At 63.0% G+C, this 14,441-nt stretch carries 13 protein-coding genes; 4 read left to right on the top strand and 9 right to left on the bottom strand.

Annotated features, from left to right (window positions below; all coding sequences use genetic code 11):
• Positions 1 to 22: 22 nt before the first annotated feature.
• Genes ATY77_RS02525 through ATY77_RS02495 form a run of 7 tightly spaced genes read right to left on the bottom strand, consistent with a single transcriptional unit; the run spans position 23 to position 6,832 of the window.
• Positions 23 to 409 (bottom strand): 5-carboxymethyl-2-hydroxymuconate Delta-isomerase, encoded by a 387-nt coding sequence (locus ATY77_RS02525; RefSeq protein ID WP_088685935.1) that lies wholly within the window; start codon positions 407 to 409, stop codon positions 23 to 25.
• A gap of 53 nt (positions 410 to 462) precedes the next feature.
• Positions 463 to 1,482, bottom strand: coding sequence for a homoserine kinase (locus tag ATY77_RS02520; protein WP_088685934.1), 1,020 nt, complete (start codon positions 1,480 to 1,482; stop codon positions 463 to 465).
• A 7-nt stretch (positions 1,483 to 1,489) separates the two neighbouring features.
• Entirely contained in the window at positions 1,490 to 2,773 is a 1,284-nt protein-coding gene (locus tag ATY77_RS02515; RefSeq protein ID WP_088685933.1) for an aspartate aminotransferase family protein, read from the bottom strand.
• 2 nt (positions 2,774 to 2,775) lie between these two features.
• Positions 2,776 to 4,131 (bottom strand): aspartate aminotransferase family protein, encoded by a 1,356-nt coding sequence (locus ATY77_RS02510; RefSeq protein WP_088685932.1) that lies wholly within the window; start codon positions 4,129 to 4,131, stop codon positions 2,776 to 2,778.
• 15 nt (positions 4,132 to 4,146) lie between these two features.
• Entirely contained in the window at positions 4,147 to 4,797 is a 651-nt protein-coding gene (locus ATY77_RS02505; RefSeq protein ID WP_088685931.1) for an HAD-IA family hydrolase, read from the bottom strand.
• Positions 4,794 to 6,047: a Tm-1-like ATP-binding domain-containing protein gene (locus tag ATY77_RS02500; protein ID WP_088685930.1), complete on the bottom strand. Its 1,254-nt coding sequence runs from the start codon at positions 6,045 to 6,047 to the stop codon at positions 4,794 to 4,796. The genes ATY77_RS02505 and ATY77_RS02500 overlap by 4 nt, the downstream gene beginning before the upstream one ends.
• On the bottom strand, positions 6,047 to 6,832 hold the full coding sequence (locus tag ATY77_RS02495) for an IclR family transcriptional regulator (protein ID WP_088685929.1): 786 nt from the start codon (positions 6,830 to 6,832) through the stop codon (positions 6,047 to 6,049). The genes ATY77_RS02500 and ATY77_RS02495 overlap by 1 nt, the downstream gene beginning before the upstream one ends.
• A gap of 322 nt (positions 6,833 to 7,154) precedes the next feature.
• On the opposite strand from ATY77_RS02495, the gene ATY77_RS02490 reads away from it, so the two are divergent.
• The 3 genes from ATY77_RS02490 (at position 7,155) to ATY77_RS02480 (ending at position 11,367) form a co-directional block, all read left to right on the top strand.
• Entirely contained in the window at positions 7,155 to 8,609 is a 1,455-nt protein-coding gene (locus ATY77_RS02490) for an APC family permease (protein ID WP_088685928.1), read from the top strand.
• A gap of 64 nt (positions 8,610 to 8,673) precedes the next feature.
• On the top strand, positions 8,674 to 10,152 hold the full coding sequence (locus tag ATY77_RS02485) for an aldehyde dehydrogenase (RefSeq protein WP_088685927.1): 1,479 nt from the start codon (positions 8,674 to 8,676) through the stop codon (positions 10,150 to 10,152).
• Between the two features lie 33 nt (positions 10,153 to 10,185).
• Complete coding sequence (locus ATY77_RS02480; protein WP_088685926.1) at positions 10,186 to 11,367, top strand: cytochrome P450; 1,182 nt, start codon at positions 10,186 to 10,188, stop codon at positions 11,365 to 11,367.
• A gap of 17 nt (positions 11,368 to 11,384) precedes the next feature.
• Here ATY77_RS02480 and ATY77_RS02475 read toward each other — a convergent pair whose 3' ends face one another.
• Entirely contained in the window at positions 11,385 to 11,897 is a 513-nt protein-coding gene (locus ATY77_RS02475) for a flavin reductase (RefSeq protein ID WP_088685925.1), read from the bottom strand.
• A gap of 10 nt (positions 11,898 to 11,907) precedes the next feature.
• Positions 11,908 to 13,470: a 4-hydroxyphenylacetate 3-hydroxylase N-terminal domain-containing protein gene (locus ATY77_RS02470; protein WP_088685924.1), complete on the bottom strand. Its 1,563-nt coding sequence runs from the start codon at positions 13,468 to 13,470 to the stop codon at positions 11,908 to 11,910.
• Positions 13,471 to 13,562: 92 nt separating this feature from the next.
• On the opposite strand from ATY77_RS02470, the gene ATY77_RS02465 reads away from it, so the two are divergent.
• Positions 13,563 to 14,435, top strand: coding sequence for a helix-turn-helix domain-containing protein (locus ATY77_RS02465; protein WP_088685923.1), 873 nt, complete (start codon positions 13,563 to 13,565; stop codon positions 14,433 to 14,435).
• The last annotated feature ends 6 nt before the right edge of the window (positions 14,436 to 14,441 follow it).

Raw genomic sequence — 14,441 nt, 5'->3', positions numbered from 1 at the left:
CCGTCCCGCGCGGCGGGTTTTGTCACTTGCCGCGCAGCCGCGGATGGATGGCGTTCTTCTTCCAGCTCAGCTCCGCATCGATCTCGCGGATCTCCAGCGACAGGGCGAAATGCGGCGTAGCGAAGAGGGGACCGAGCACGTCCGTCGCCGCCGCAAAGATCGCTTCTCCCGTGCGCTTCTTCTCCTCAGCCGTTCGCCCCTTGCCGATGCGGAAGTTCAGATCGACGAAAGCGTTCTCGGCAAGCTGATCGGCGATCGCATAGTGATCGGCGCGAAGGGCACGCACGCGCACCGCGCCGATCTCGAAAAGGCCTGTCTCCAGCACGGTCTTCAGCAGCGTCCGGCAGAGGGCGGCAATATCGGCGCGGCCGTCGAGATTGGCCGAATATTCGATCGTGAGATGCGGCATCGATCCTCCCCGATCCGTATTTACTTAACACGTTAATAAATTTGCCGGAGATGTCAAGCGTTGGCATCGAGCTTTCTTGCGAGCTCCAGACTTTCGCCGACATAACGCGACAGGCGTTCGGTAGCGCCCGGGATTTCAGGCCGTTCGGCAAGCCAACCGATATAGGTGAGGCTCCGCAGAACCATGAACAGAGGCAGGCTTTGCAGCGCTGCATCGGAAAGCCCGCGCCGGCTGCGATAGCCTGAGATCAAGGCATTCTCGATGGCAGGGTAGGCGGGCTCCTGGCGGTTCTTCAGCAGCGCCGTGGCGAGGTCGAAGAGACGGAAACCATAGCCGGCATCGTCGAAATCGATGAAGGCGACCTGGTTTTCGTCTCCCGTCAGGTAGATGTTCTCGCGCACCAGATCGGCATGGATCAGGCCATAGTCGAGGCCGTTTCGCTGCGCATCGGCAAGCTGGCGGCGCAAATCACCGCACAATGCCGAGAGCGCGGCGGCGTCGTCGCGTGAAAGCCCCGGACAATCCCAGAAGCGACCCCAGAGGGGGCTTTCTCCAAGCAGGCCTTCGGCGTCCCATGCGGGGCGGCGGAACCCTGGCGGCGGCGTCCATGCATCGGCGAGATCATGCAGGGTCGCCATCGCATGGCCGATGCGGAAGAAGATATCCGCTTGGGTTTTCGCCGATTGCGACAGCGGCGTGCCGGTCTGCCCGAGGGCCGCGCCGTCGATCCAGCTGACGACATCGGCATGATGCTCGGGAAATTTTCGGTTAGCCGGCAGGCGGACAAGGTTGCGCCCATCGCCTGTTGGTACGGGGCTCGGCACGTCGAGGCCGCCGTTCCGCAGCACCGCCATAAAGGCGAGTTCCGAGTGCAGGCTGGTTTCGTCGTGATAGCCCGGCCGATGTAGCCGCAGGGCGGCCGATTGCCCGTCGGCCAGGGTGATGCGGAAGACGGCATTCTCCCGGTATTTCAAGAGAACCGGTTCGTCCGCCAGGGACGCCCAATGTTCGAGCGCTTCCCGCGCGCGTTCCTGCAAGGCGTCCCGAATGGTCTGCGGCAATTGATCGGCCATCTCAGCCTCACAGGCCCGACAGCACGTCGTCGAAGACCGACAACATCAGATCGGCATTTTCCCGGGAGAAGGGCATCGGCGGGCGGATCTTGGTGGCGCATTGATGGATGCCGATCTTGCCCATCAGCACGCCGCGCTCACGCATTTCATTGACGATCCGGCTTGCCTCGGCGACAGCCGGCTCCTTCGTCGCCCGGTCCAGCACGAATTCCATGCCCATGAAGAGGCCGCTGCCGCGCACGTCGCCGATAATCGGATGTTTCTGCGCCAGCCGCTTGAAGGCGTCACGGGTGTATTCGCCGACATTGCGGGCGTTCTCGATCAGCTTCTCCTCCTCGATCACGTCGAGAACCGCCATGGCGGCGGCGCAGGAAACGGGGTTGCCGCCGAAGGTGTTGAAGTAGCGGAAGGCCTTGCGGAAGGCGTTCAGCACCTCGGCATTGGCAACGACGCCGCCCACCGGATGGCCGTTTGCCATCGGTTTGCCGAGCGTCACGATATCAGGAACGATGCCGGCGCGTTGGTGGCCCCACATATCGGAGCCGGTGCGGCCGAAACCGGGCTGCACCTCGTCGGTGATGACGAGGCCGCCGGCCTTGCGCACGGCCGCGACCGTCTTGTCGAGAAAGCTCGGCGGCAGATCCGGAAAGCCTTCATTGGCGAAGAACGGGTCGATGATCAGCGCGGAAAAACCGTGCGGGCTTTCCTGCAGCGAGGCGATCGCCGCCTCGACCTCGGCCGCGAAGGCTGAGGCAAAGGCTTCGCCGCCTTCGCCGCCGAGCGGGCGGTAGCTGTCGGGCGCCGGCACATGGCGGACATGGCCGCCGAAGCCGCCGACCGGCGGCATGCGGGTCGAGAGCTGCGATACGGCCGCCGTGTTGCCGTGATAGGTGTGGTTGGTGGCGATGACGCCGGTCTTGCCAGTGACGGCCTGGGCCATGCGCAGCGCCACGTCGTTCGCCTCGCTGCCGGTGCAGGTGAGGATCGCGGCGTCCAGGCTGCTGTCGAAGGTTGCGGTCAGGCGTTCGACATAATCGAGGATGCCTTCGTGCAGGTAGCGGGTGTGGGTGTTCAGCGTCGAAGCCTGGCGGGTGATCGCTTCGACCACGCGCGGATGGCAATGGCCGACATGCGGCACATTGTTGTAGCAATCGAGATATCGCCGGCCGTCGGCATCCCAGAGCCAGACGCCTTCGCCGCGCACCAGATGCACCGGATCGTTATAAAAGAGCGACATGTTGCGGCCGAGAAGGCGCTCACGCCGGGCGATGAGAGCTGCGTTGCCGGACATGATCAGCTCCTCGCGGCGGCAAGGCCGGCGTCGAGCGCCGTCAGGATCCGCTGCACATCGTCCGCCGTGACAATCAGCGGCGGCGACATGATGACATTGGCGCCGGAGGTGCGCACCAGCGCGCCGGCCTCATAGGCGATATCCTGTACCTTCTGCATCACATCCTTCGATGCGGCGCTCTTCTTCTTCCGGTCGCTGACGAGTTCGAGCGCGCACATCAGGCCCTTGCCGCGCACGTCGCCGATCAGTTCATGCCTGTCCTGCAGCTTCCTGAGACCGGCGATGAGTTCCTCTCCGCGGACGGCTGCATTGTCGGGGACGTTCAGCCGCTTCGTCTCCTTGAGCGTCGCCAGCGCGGCCGCCGCGCCGGCCGGGTGGCCGGAATAGGTGTAGCCGTGGCCGATGCTGCCGAATGCGCCCTTGCTGCCTTCGAAGACCTCCGCCACCTTGTCGGAGATCATGACGGCGCCGAAGGGGAAATAGCCGTTGGTAATCGCCTTGGCGGTCGACATCAGATCCGGCTTGACACCCCAGAGACGCGAGCCCGTCCAGGCGCCGGTGCGCCCGAAAGCGGTGATGACTTCATCGGCGATCAGCAGGATGCCGTGGTGGTCGCAGATCTCGCGCATCAGCGGCAGGAAGGTTTCGTGCGGGACGATGACACCGCCGGCCCCCAGCACCGGTTCGACGATCAGGGCGGCGATAGTGTCCGCCCCCTGGAATGCGATCTCGTCTTCGAAGAGCCGGCCGATCGCGGCGGCGATTTCCGCACCATCGGTGGTGTTAAACGGGTTGCGATAGGAAAAGGGCGCCGGCAGGTGGAAGACGCCCGGAAGCAGCGGTTCGTAATTGCGGCGGAAGTTCTGGTTGCCGTTGACGGATGCGCCGCCGAAATGCGTGCCGTGATAGCCCTTCTTCAGCGCGACGAATTTGGTGCGCTCCGGCTGCCCGTTGATCTTGTGATATTGCCGGGCCAGCCGCAGGCAGGTCTCGACCGAATCCGAGCCGCCCGAGGTGAAAAAGGAGCGGCTCAATCCGTCCGGCCTGAACCATTCCGCAAGCTCGTAGGAGAGCTCGATCAGCGGTGAATTGGTCGTGCCGCGGAATGTCGAATAATAGGGCAGTTCGTCGAGCTGGTCGCGGATCGCCTTTTTCACCGGCTCGCAGGAATAGCCGAGATTGACGTTCCAGAGACCGCCGACGGCATCCAGCACCTTCTTGCCGTGGATGTCGACGATCTCGACGCCTTCGCCCGCATTGATGATGCGCGGCGGTTGGGCCTGCATTTCGGCCGGATGGGCCATCGGGTGCCACAGGTGGCGAGCGTTGTTTTCGATTATGAAGTTGGTTTCACGCATCTCAATTCCTCTCGTTCAGAGGCCCAGCATCGCAAGGGCGCGGGCATAGCTTTCGGCAGGGCGGGTGACGTCGAAATGCACATGCGGCAATCCGACGGCTTCGGCGCCCTCGATGTTCTTCTTCTGGTCGTCGACGAAAACGCAGGCTTCGCGCGGCAGGCCGAGTTCGGACAGCACCTGCTCATAGGCGCGTAGATCGGGCTTCAGGATCTTGGTGTAGGTGGCATCGACGATGACGTCGAAGAGGTCGATCAGCGGGAAGCGTTTGCGGAATTCGACGCCGTAGAAGAGATCGAGTTCGTTCGACAGGATCGCGAGCTTCAACCCCCCTTGCTTGGCCCGCAGGATGGCGTCGCGCGCCTCCGGCCGCAGCACCAGTTCGGGTTCGGCGCCGCGGGCGCGGCGCACGAAGGTCTGCATGTCGGCCCAGTTCTCGCCGACCATCCGGCCGATCTCGCCGGCGCGCGTCAGCCAGTAATCACGTTCGGTGATCTCGCGGTTCTGCATCGCCACCCAGAGCGGGTCGGTCGCGGTGTCAAACGGCCCAAGCCAGGTGAGCGAGCCTGGGGGAAGGCCGAGCGTGCGCTCGGTGATGTCATGTGTCTCGAACAGGGTGCGGGTGACCACGCCGCCGAAATCGAGGATGAGGGCGCGTTCGCTCGTCATGGCCTTCCTTCCGGAATGATGCCCTCGGTCACCCAGCTGTCGAAAACGGCAAGGGCTGCGGCCGAAAAGGATGGGGAATTGATATGCGCGTCGACTTCCTGGAACGAGACGAATGGCGGGATGGCGCTGCGCATCTCGTCGAGGAAGGCGGCAAGGCCTTCCGGATCGTGCAGCGGCTCGTCTGGCTTGTCCCATTCCTGCAGCCCTTCGGTCGGCAGCAGGAAGGCGACCCTGGCCTCGGCCCGCGCCAGTTTCCGGCCGATCACGCGCGCCACTTCCCGCCGCCCATCCGGCGAGGTCGTCACCGATCCGATCAGCCGGTTATGGGCATGGTAGGGGCGATCGGCGAAGATATCCGGCAGCCTCTGCCAGGCCTGGAGATCGACCATGTCGACGGCGCCGGGCGCAACGATCTGCGGAATGCCGGCCCGTCCTGCATTTTCGAGCCTGTCCGGCCCCGATGTCACCACCGTGCCGTAATGATGATTGCTGACCTCCTGGATGCAGAAATCGAAGACAGCGGCAAAGCCGGCCTCGGCGGCGATGGCTTCGAACGCGCGGCCGCCCATGCCAGTCGAGTGGAAGACGGCGAGGTCGTAACCGCGCTTTTCCAGTTCGGGCCGCAGGTGCTTCATATATTTCAGGCAGGAGGAGCCGAGCGAGGTCATGCCGATCAGCGGGCGGGTGCGATCCGGTTTGGTTCCGTGCTTTGCCGCGCCGACGACGGCTCCGCAGGCCTGCGACAGCACCGAGCGGCAAATGCTGTTGAGGCCGTAAAGGCCGCCGGCCCACAGGATCATCATCAGGTCGGGTGCAATGCGCTCGGGCGGGATCAGATGCGAATAGGCGATGGTCGAAACCACAAATTTCGGAACGCCGAGCGGCAGGACGGCGGCGACGTCGAGGGCCAGATCCGTGCCCATCGAGCCGCCGAGCACGATGATGCCATCGACGAGCCCGTCCCTGTAGAGCCGCAGCGTCAGCGCCGCCGCACCTCTGGCCATGGCCGCCATGGCGCTGTTTTCATCGCCGCTTTCGGCAATCGCCGCAATCGAGGTGGCGGCGGCCTTGGCGATGTCGTGCTTGGAATAATCGGGAACGTAGGGCGGGTCGCCGAGAATGCTGACATCGACCATGACGGGGTGGCCGCCGGCTTCGGCGATGACGGACGCCATGAATTGCAGCTCATCGCATTTGGTGTCACCGGTTCCGATGACGAGGATCCTTGGCAGGGGAGCCGCAGGGCTCATCAATCTCTCCTCCTGGTTTTTGGACTGGTTCCCGTGAGTCTTTCCGACCCGTAGTATTTTTCTGAAATCGCATTGGCGGCGGCGATGGCCTGCGCTCCGAAGTCGTGAATGGCCGTCTTCGTGGTGCGCGAAAGGGGCGCTGCGACGGCCACGCAGCCGATTGGCCGTCCGTCGGGCGCGCGCACCGGCGCTGCGGCGCTGATGACGCCGGCCTCGAGGCCCTGATGGCTGATCGAAAAGCCGCGTGCCGCCGTCTCATCGAGCAGGGCGCGGATCAGTTCGGGATCGACGACGGTGTGGTCGGTAAATTTTTCGAGCGGCTTTTGCAGCGCGGCGTCGATCTCCCTGGCCGGGCAGAAGGCGAGGAAGGCAAGGCCGGATGCGGTGGCATGAAACGGCAGGATGCTGCCGACATCGACGATGATGCGGTGGGCGCGTGGCGGATCTTCCACATGGATGGTTGACAGCCTGCCGCCGGAAAATTCCGAGAGATGCACCGTCTCCGCCGAGGATTCGGCGAGCGTCTTGATGAAGGGCACAGCCACCCGCAGGAAGGGGTAGCGCGCCTCGCGGATGCGGGCGAGCCGAACCGGCGCCGATCCGATCCTGTAGCGGCGGCTGTCGGCATCCTGCTCGACGAAGCCGTGTTTTTCCAACTCCACCAGAAAGCGCCGCGCCGTCGCCTTGTCGAGCGAACACAGCCGGGCGATGTCTGTGAGACCCACCTCCTTGTCCAGCCGTGACAGGGTGTCCAGCAATGAAAGCGCCTTTCCGATCGTGCTCATGGTTCTTCCTCTTGGGGTAGGGTTCATGTCCTGGCTTGTCGCATCCGGCTTTACGCCATCCGCCAAATCAGCCCGCAAACCCGTGCCGCGGCACAATAGCAGCGACCCAAGATACTTAACATGCGAAATAACTTGACAGAGGCCGGGATTGTTTGCAAGTCTATATTTGAAGCTGAGGTTCAAATAATGAACCATAAGCTCTGACGGCGGCAAAATCAACAAAAGCCGAAAACACCCGCTCGTCAGTCCGGTTCTGGTGGAGGTCGCCTGCGCGCAATCGCAGCGATGATCGGATACTCTTACGCAAGGGGAACGAAGACAGATGAATACGCAAAATTCGCAAGGCCCGGCTGAGAACCAGCTGCGCAAAAACAGTCTCGGCGTCGGCGCCGTGACCTTCCTGGTGGTTTCGGCCGCCGCACCGCTGACGGCGGTCGCTGGCGGCGTGCCGCTGTCGATGATGCTCGGCAACGGAGCGGGCATTCCGCTGACCTTCCTGCTAGTGACCGGCATCCTGCTGCTGTTTGCCGTCGGCTATGTCGCCATGGCGCGCCATATCCGCAATGCCGGCGCCTTTTATGCCTATACCGCGCAGGGGCTCGGCGGCCTGATGGGTGGGGCGGCGGCGCTGATCGCGATCCTGGCCTATAATGCCATGCAGATCGGCGTTCTCGGCCTCTTCGGCGCGGCGACCAAGGGCTTTTTCGCCGAGCAGATCGGCCTCGACCTTCCCTGGTGGGTCTGGAGCTATATCGGCATCGCCTTTGTCGCCGTCTTCGGCTATCGGCGGGTCGATCTTTCAGCCAAGGTGCTGATGGTTCTCGTTATTCTCGAATATCTCGTCGTCCTCGTCATCGACGCGGCGATCGTCGTCAAGGGCGGCGATGCCGGCCTTTCCGGCGCACCCTTCACGCCGACTGCTTTCTGGAGCGGAAACGCCGCAGTCGGCATCCTGTTCTGCTTCGCCGCCTTTATCGGCTTCGAGGCGACGACGATCTACAGCGAGGAAGCGCGCGAACCGCACAAGACCGTGCCGCGCGCCACCTATATCTCGGTGCTGATCATCGGCCTCTTCTACATGCTGACCTCCTGGCTGATGGTGAACGGCGCCGGCGTCGACAAGCTGGTGCCCGAGCTTCAGGGCCTCGCCGATCCCACGACCTTCCTCTTCGGCCTTGCCGAGCGTTATATCGGCCACTGGATCACTATGGTGATGAGCGTCCTCTTCATCACCAGCCTGTTTGCCGGCGTCCTTGCCTTCCACAACGGCGTTGCGCGCTACATGTATGTCGCCGGTCGCGAAGGCCTGCTGCCGAAGTCCGTCGGCGTCACGCATCCGGTCTTCCAGAGCCCGCATATCGGCTCGCTCATCCAGACCGTCATTGCGGTTCTCGTCGTGGCGCTGTTTGCGCTGACGGGGCAGGATCCGGTTCTGGCGCTGTTTTCGTGGCTGACCAATGTCGCGACGCTTGCCATCATCCTGCTGATGGCCTTCACGGCCTTTGCGATCGTCGTGTTCTTCAGCCGCAATCCGGGGCTCGAACACAATGTCCTGGCCGTCAAGATCTTGCCGGTCGTGACAGGACTGATCCTGCTGGCATTGGTCTATTATATCTCGGCGAATTTCGGCGCCATCGCCGGCGCCAATGGCGTGCTCGCCGTGTTCCTGCCGGGTCTGGTGCTGATCGCCGGAATTGTCGGGCTGCTGGCGGCGGCGCGGCTGAAATCGGCGGATGCCATCGGTTTTGCCCGGCTCGGCGCCGGGCAGGAAGCCTGACACGAACCCCATCAATGGTGGCGGATATATATATCCGCCACCCTTTTTCTTATGAGGGCATGATATGCAGGACAAAATCGATCAGCTCCGGACATTGTCCGTTCCCTCCCAATCGCTGTTCATCGACGGCGCCTGGCGCCCGGCCGTCAGCGGCGCCGCGATGGATGTCATCTCGCCGATCGACGGCATGAGGCTGACGACGATCGCCGATGCCGGCGCCGAAGACGTCGATCGGGCTGTCAAGGCGGCGCGCTGCGCCTTCGAAAAGGGCGGCTGGTCGCGGGCAGCCCCTGCCGAGCGCAAGAAGGTGCTGCAGAAGATCGCCGAACTGATCGAGAAAAACGCGCTCGAACTCGCCGTGCTCGGCGTGCGCGACAACGGCACGGAAATCTCCATGGCGCTGAAGGCCGAGCCCGGCAGCGCCGCTGGCACCTTCCGCTACTATGCCGAGGCGATCGACAAGGTCTATGGCGAGATCGCACCGACGGCCGACAATATTCTCGGCCTCGTTCACCGCGAGCCGGTGGGCGTCGTCGCCGCCATCGTGCCGTGGAATTTCCCGATGATGATCGGCGCCTGGAAAATCGCGCCCGCACTTGCGGCCGGCAATTCCGTGGTGCTGAAACCGGCCGAGGGCGCGTCGCTGACGCTGCTGCGGCTTGCCGAACTCTGCGCCGAAGCGGGATTGCCGGATGGCGTGCTCAACGTCGTCACCGGACGCGGCGCCGTCAGCGGCGAAGCACTCGGACTGCACATGGATATCGATGTGCTGGCCTTTACCGGCTCCGGCCCGGTCGGGCGGCGTCTGCTCGAATATTCGGCGCGTTCCAATTTGAAGCGCGTCTATCTGGAACTCGGGGGCAAATCGCCGAATATCGTCTTTGCCGATGCGCCGGATCTCGATCAGGCCGCCAAGGTCTCGGCCTACGGCATCTTCCGCAATTCCGGCCAGGTCTGTGTCGCGGGCTCCCGCCTGCTTGTGGAGAAATCGATCCACGAGGAATTTTCAGCAAAGGTCGCCGGCATTGCCGCGGCCATGAAGGTCGGCGACCCCCTGCAGCTTTCCACCGAAGCAGGCGCGATTTCAAGCGAGATCCAGCTGCAGAAGGATCTCGGCCACGTCGCCCAGGCCTTGTCGGAAGGTGCTCGATTGCGCACCGGCGGCGCACGCATTCTGGAAGAGACGAGCGGCTATTACATGCGCCCGGCGGTCTTCGATGTCACGCCATCCATGACGCTTGCCCGCGAAGAGGTCTTCGGGCCGATCCTGTCGATCATTCCGTTCGAGACGGAGGCGGAAGCCCTAGAGATCGCCAATGCCACGGAATACGGCCTCGCTTCCGCCGTCTGGACCTCGAACCTGTCGCGCGCTCACCGCATGGTGCGCGGTATCCGCGCCGGCGTCGTGCACGTCAACACCTATGGCGGCGCCGACAACAGCGTGCCGCTCGGCGGCGTCAAGCAATCGGGCAACGGCCACGACAAATCGCTGCATGCGCTGGATAAATATGTCGATCTGAAAACGGCATGGATTCAGCTCTGAACCGGAATTTCGGCCAGCAGGAGGAGGCTGCCCATGACTTTCCCCGAAACCATTACTGTCGAGGACCTCGAAGCCGATCCTTATCCGATCTATGCCAGATTGCGACGCGAGATGCCGGTCGCCTATATCCCCGCTGTCAATCTCTGGTTCGTGACGCGTTTCAAGGATGTCGAATACCTGTCGAAGACGCCGGAAATCTTCACTGCCGCGGTCCAAAGCTCGCCGCTCGACCGGAGCTGGGGCAAACCGACCATCCTGACCGCTGACGGTCCGGTGCATAAGAATCTTCGCAGCGGCGTCGATCCGAAATATCATCCAAAGCGTGTTGCCGCCTATATGGACGATCTGGTCCTGCCGATCGCCCGGGAATACCATGAGCGTTTGCGAGACAGTGGCGGCGGCGATCTGATGTCGGACTATTTCGAACCGATTTCGATCCTCAGCCTCGCTCGTTCACTCGGGCTCGGCCATGTCGATCTCGAAACGCTCAGGCGCTGGTTCTTCGGCCTGGCACAGGGGGCGATCAATTTCGAATGCGATCCCGAGCGGCAGGCCGTTGCCGATGCGATCAGCACGGAAATCACCGGGATCGTGACGCCCGTGATGCAGAAACTCATCGAAGAACCGGACGATTCCGCCTTGTCGCATATGCTGCATGACGGCATGCCGGAGGGCGAGGTCCGCACGATAGAATTCGTGCTGCCGACCCTCAAAGTTCTGCTGCTCGGCGGCATGCAGGAGCCTGGCCACGGAGCGGGTTCGATCATGGCTGGGCTTTTGCAAAACCCGGCTCAGCTCGCGGAAGTGAAGGGCGATCCCGACGCGCTTCTGCCGCGCGCCGTCGACGAAGGCTTGCGGTGGGTGACGCCGATCGGCACGCAAACGCGGCAGACGACACAGGCTGTCGAAATCGGCGGCGTGACAATCCCCGCCAATCAGCCGGTCGCGGCCGTGCTCGCTTCCGCTTCGCATTGCGAGAGCCGGTTCACGGATCCGGGACGCTTCGACATTCACCGCAACGAAGGAAGTCATGCGGCTTTCGGCTTTGGCCATCACTTCTGCGCAGGGCGATGGTTTGCCCGGCAACAGATCACTTCGGCACTCCGATATCTGATCGACCATTCGCCCGAGATCGCGCTCCGTGATGATGGCCCGGTGCGGTTTCGCGGTTGGGAATTCCGTGCGCCTTCGGCATTGAACGTCACGCTGCGATAGGTGTTACAGCCGATGCGCTAGCCTCCGAAGCTCCCCACCTGTGTCGGCACATTGATGTAGTTGCGGTCGAAGTAAAGCAGTGCATTTCCATCCGTCCGCGAGCGAATGCCAATGACCTGGCCGATGAAAATGTGGTGCGTGCCGACCAGGCGGGCCTCGGTAAGCCGGCAGTCGAAGGAGACCATGGCGCCGGCCAGCGCCTGGCTTCCCGACGGCATGTCGACCCATTCCGCCGCGGCATAGCGTGCCGCCATATCCGACTGGCGGCCGGCGAAATAGCCGGCGAGCTCCTGGTGGTCATCGGCGAGTACGTTGACGCAAAAGCGGTGGTTTTCCAGGAAGAGGGCACATTGGGCCGAACGGCCGTTCATGCAAACCAGCAGCGTCGGCGGCTCGTCGGTGACGCTGCACATGGCGGTGGCGGTGAACCCGCCGCGCCCGGCAGGTCCGTTGGTGGTGATGACGTTGACCGGGGCGCAGACCCTGGCCATCGCGTCGCGGAACTCGGTTTTCGAGACTTGCTCCTCCATGGCCATCTCCTCATTCGGCCGCGTTGCGGACGGCGGATGCCTGACCGAGCGGCGGCAGCCAGGTGTCACCGGTCCAGCCGGTTTCGTCGTAATCGCTCATGCATTGGTCGACAAGCGCTTCCATCTCCTTGAGCCGCCCGCCGCGCTCGGCACCTTTCAGCACCTGCAGCCGGACTTCCTCGGGCGCGCCGGCGTAATTGAGTTCGTAAAGCGCGTGACGGCCGCCGAATTCGGTGCCGGTCGCATCCCACAGCAGTTTCATGATCTTGATACGCTCGACATGGCCCATATCGTTGGAGCCGCGCACATATTGGGCGAGATAGCGGTCGATCTCGGGATTGCCGAAATCCTTGGCGGAGGAGGGGAGGTAGATCAGCCCCGAGGCAACGACCTTGCGCACCGTCTCGATGACGCGCGGATAGGCCTCCGACATGAAGGTGCGGTAGGAAAGGGCGGCCTCCATGTTTGGCAGGACGGCGCCGTTTGCCCATGGCTGCGGATTGTAGGCCATAGCATTGGAGAAGGACCAGAACATGTGGCGCAGCGCAATGACCTCGCCGAGTGCCGCCTGATTGCCGCGGAAGGCGTCGCCGCCGGTGGCGCGCAGCGCCTTGGCCAGCAACCCCGCCATAAAGTCCAGCTTGACGGCAAAGCGCGTGCAGCCCTGGAAGCAATAGCCGTGCATGAAGCCGGAGGCCGGGTGGAAGGACAGGATCTTGGCCGCATCGCGCAACACCAGCACGTCCTCCCAGGGCACGAAGACATTGTCGAGCACCAGGATCGCATCGTTCTCGTCGAAGCGCGACGACAGGGGATAGTCGAAGGGATGGCCGACCGTGTTGGCGGTCTGCTCGTAGGAGACGCGGCAGAACATCTTGATGCCAGGCGCATTCATCGGCACGATGAACATGACCGACAGAGAGGGGTCTTCCGTCACCGTCGCCGAGCTCTGGGCGAGGAAGTTGTAGTGGGTCAGGGCCGAGGAGGTCGCCACCACCTTGGCGCCTGACACGTAGATACCCGCATCGGTTTCCTTGGTGATGTGGACGAAGACATCCTTGACGGCGTCCGCCGGCTTGTGGCGATCGATCGGCGGATTGACGATCGCGTGGTTCATGAACAGAACGGATTCCTGCGCGCGCTTGTGCCAGGCGAGCGCGTTCTCCTTGAACGGCCCGTACCAGTCGGCATTGGCGCCGAGCGTGTTCATCAGCGCCGCCTTGTAATCGGCGGTGCGGCCCATCCAGCCGTAGGACATGCGCGCCCAATCGGCGATGGCGCCCTGCTGGGCCGCGAGTTCGGCGGAGGATTTCGCCACCCGGAAATATTTATGGGTATAGCCGCCATTGCCGGTATCGGTCGGCGAGGTCAGCCGGTCCTTGGTCTTCTCGTCATGCAGCGCGTCATACATCCGTGCGATCGAGCGGGCGGAATTGCGCATGGAGGGATGGGCCGTTACATCGGCGATGCGCTCGCCGTTGATATAGACCTCGCGCCCGTCGCGCAGGCTCGCGAGATATTCGGCGCCGGTAAACGGTCTTGTCTTGTCGCTGCGGTGATCTTCGGCTCGCATAAGCATCTCCTCCGTGAGATGGGACGAAACTAAGCCTGAACGGCGCGCGCAGCCATGGACAAAGCCCACAATTCGCTGGTACTTTTTCCGGAATGGTGATGCGAAGCGAGGTTCCGAATTTCTTCGTCTATGGCGAGCCGAGCCGTTCGCTCGAGGTCGGCTTCCTGCATGTCGAAACGGTGATGGAGCGGAAAACCGTGCATTTCGGCCATGTCTCTCCGCATAAACATCCGCTGATGGGACAGATCACCTACTGGTTTCAGGGCTCTGGAACCTATCGGATAGAAGACGAGAGTTGGAATTTTTCCGCTCCCGCCGTGAGCTTCGTGCCAAGCAATGTGGTGCATGCATTCGATGTCGGCGAGAACGCCGACGCGATCGTCGTGTCGGTCTCCGACGATATGCTGAAGGCGCTCGCGCCGCAGGTGGTGCTCGATCTCGACGCGCCGATCTTCCTGACCGGGCAGCCCGCAGATCCGGTATGGCCGAAGCTTAAGGTGCTGCTCGACATGATCTTCGAGGATTATCGCGAGCGGGGCGCTGAAGGCGAAAAGGTACTCTCCGGCCTGATATCGGTCGTGCTTTCGCTGATGGGCCGCATCGGCGGCCGCGCGGCTCTGCCGTCCACGTCGCTGACCGTCTCGCTCGGTCTGGCGCTGCGTCGCGAGATCGATCTGCATTATAGGAAGGATTGGCCGGTCGGGACCTATGTGACCCTGCTTGCGACCACGCCGCATCTTCTCGACAAGGCGGCCCGCGAGGTCTTCGGGCGGTCTGTCAAGGAGCTGCTGTTGGAACGGCGGCTGCTGGAGGCGAAGCGTCTCTTGTTGTTCACCATCCGCTCCGTCGAGGACATCGGCCATGAGGTCGGCTTTGACGACCCGGCATATTTCTCGCGCTTTTTCCGCAGAATGACGGGAGAGGCCCCAGCTGCGTGGCGCCGTCATCATCTGCGACAGGAATGAGCAAAT

This window comes from Rhizobium sp. R634, from assembly GCF_002211305.1.
GTDB lineage: Bacteria > Pseudomonadota > Alphaproteobacteria > Rhizobiales > Rhizobiaceae > Rhizobium.
Note: the sequence above shows the minus strand (reverse complement) of the source record. Positions and strands in the feature narration are given on the sequence as shown.

What these genes read in the sequence shown, in the direction of transcription:
- ATY77_RS02510 (WP_088685932.1), bottom strand. Translation starts at nt 4,131, where the DNA reads ATGCGTGAAACCAACTTCATAATCGAAAACAACGCTCGCCACCTGTGG.
- ATY77_RS02485 (WP_088685927.1), top strand. Translation starts at nt 8,674, where the DNA reads ATGCAGGACAAAATCGATCAGCTCCGGACATTGTCCGTTCCCTCCCAA.
- ATY77_RS02465 (WP_088685923.1), top strand. Translation starts at nt 13,563, where the DNA reads ATGGTGATGCGAAGCGAGGTTCCGAATTTCTTCGTCTATGGCGAGCCG.
- ATY77_RS02495 (WP_088685929.1), bottom strand. Translation starts at nt 6,832, where the DNA reads ATGAGCACGATCGGAAAGGCGCTTTCATTGCTGGACACCCTGTCACGG.
- ATY77_RS02480 (WP_088685926.1), top strand. Translation starts at nt 10,186, where the DNA reads ATGACTTTCCCCGAAACCATTACTGTCGAGGACCTCGAAGCCGATCCT.
- ATY77_RS02520 (WP_088685934.1), bottom strand. Translation starts at nt 1,482, where the DNA reads ATGGCCGATCAATTGCCGCAGACCATTCGGGACGCCTTGCAGGAACGC.
- ATY77_RS02470 (WP_088685924.1), bottom strand. Translation starts at nt 13,470, where the DNA reads ATGCGAGCCGAAGATCACCGCAGCGACAAGACAAGACCGTTTACCGGC.
- ATY77_RS02525 (WP_088685935.1), bottom strand. Translation starts at nt 409, where the DNA reads ATGCCGCATCTCACGATCGAATATTCGGCCAATCTCGACGGCCGCGCC.
- ATY77_RS02500 (WP_088685930.1), bottom strand. Translation starts at nt 6,047, where the DNA reads ATGAGCCCTGCGGCTCCCCTGCCAAGGATCCTCGTCATCGGAACCGGT.
- ATY77_RS02505 (WP_088685931.1), bottom strand. Translation starts at nt 4,797, where the DNA reads ATGACGAGCGAACGCGCCCTCATCCTCGATTTCGGCGGCGTGGTCACC.
- ATY77_RS02490 (WP_088685928.1), top strand. Translation starts at nt 7,155, where the DNA reads ATGAATACGCAAAATTCGCAAGGCCCGGCTGAGAACCAGCTGCGCAAA.
- ATY77_RS02515 (WP_088685933.1), bottom strand. Translation starts at nt 2,773, where the DNA reads ATGTCCGGCAACGCAGCTCTCATCGCCCGGCGTGAGCGCCTTCTCGGC.
- ATY77_RS02475 (WP_088685925.1), bottom strand. Translation starts at nt 11,897, where the DNA reads ATGGAGGAGCAAGTCTCGAAAACCGAGTTCCGCGACGCGATGGCCAGG.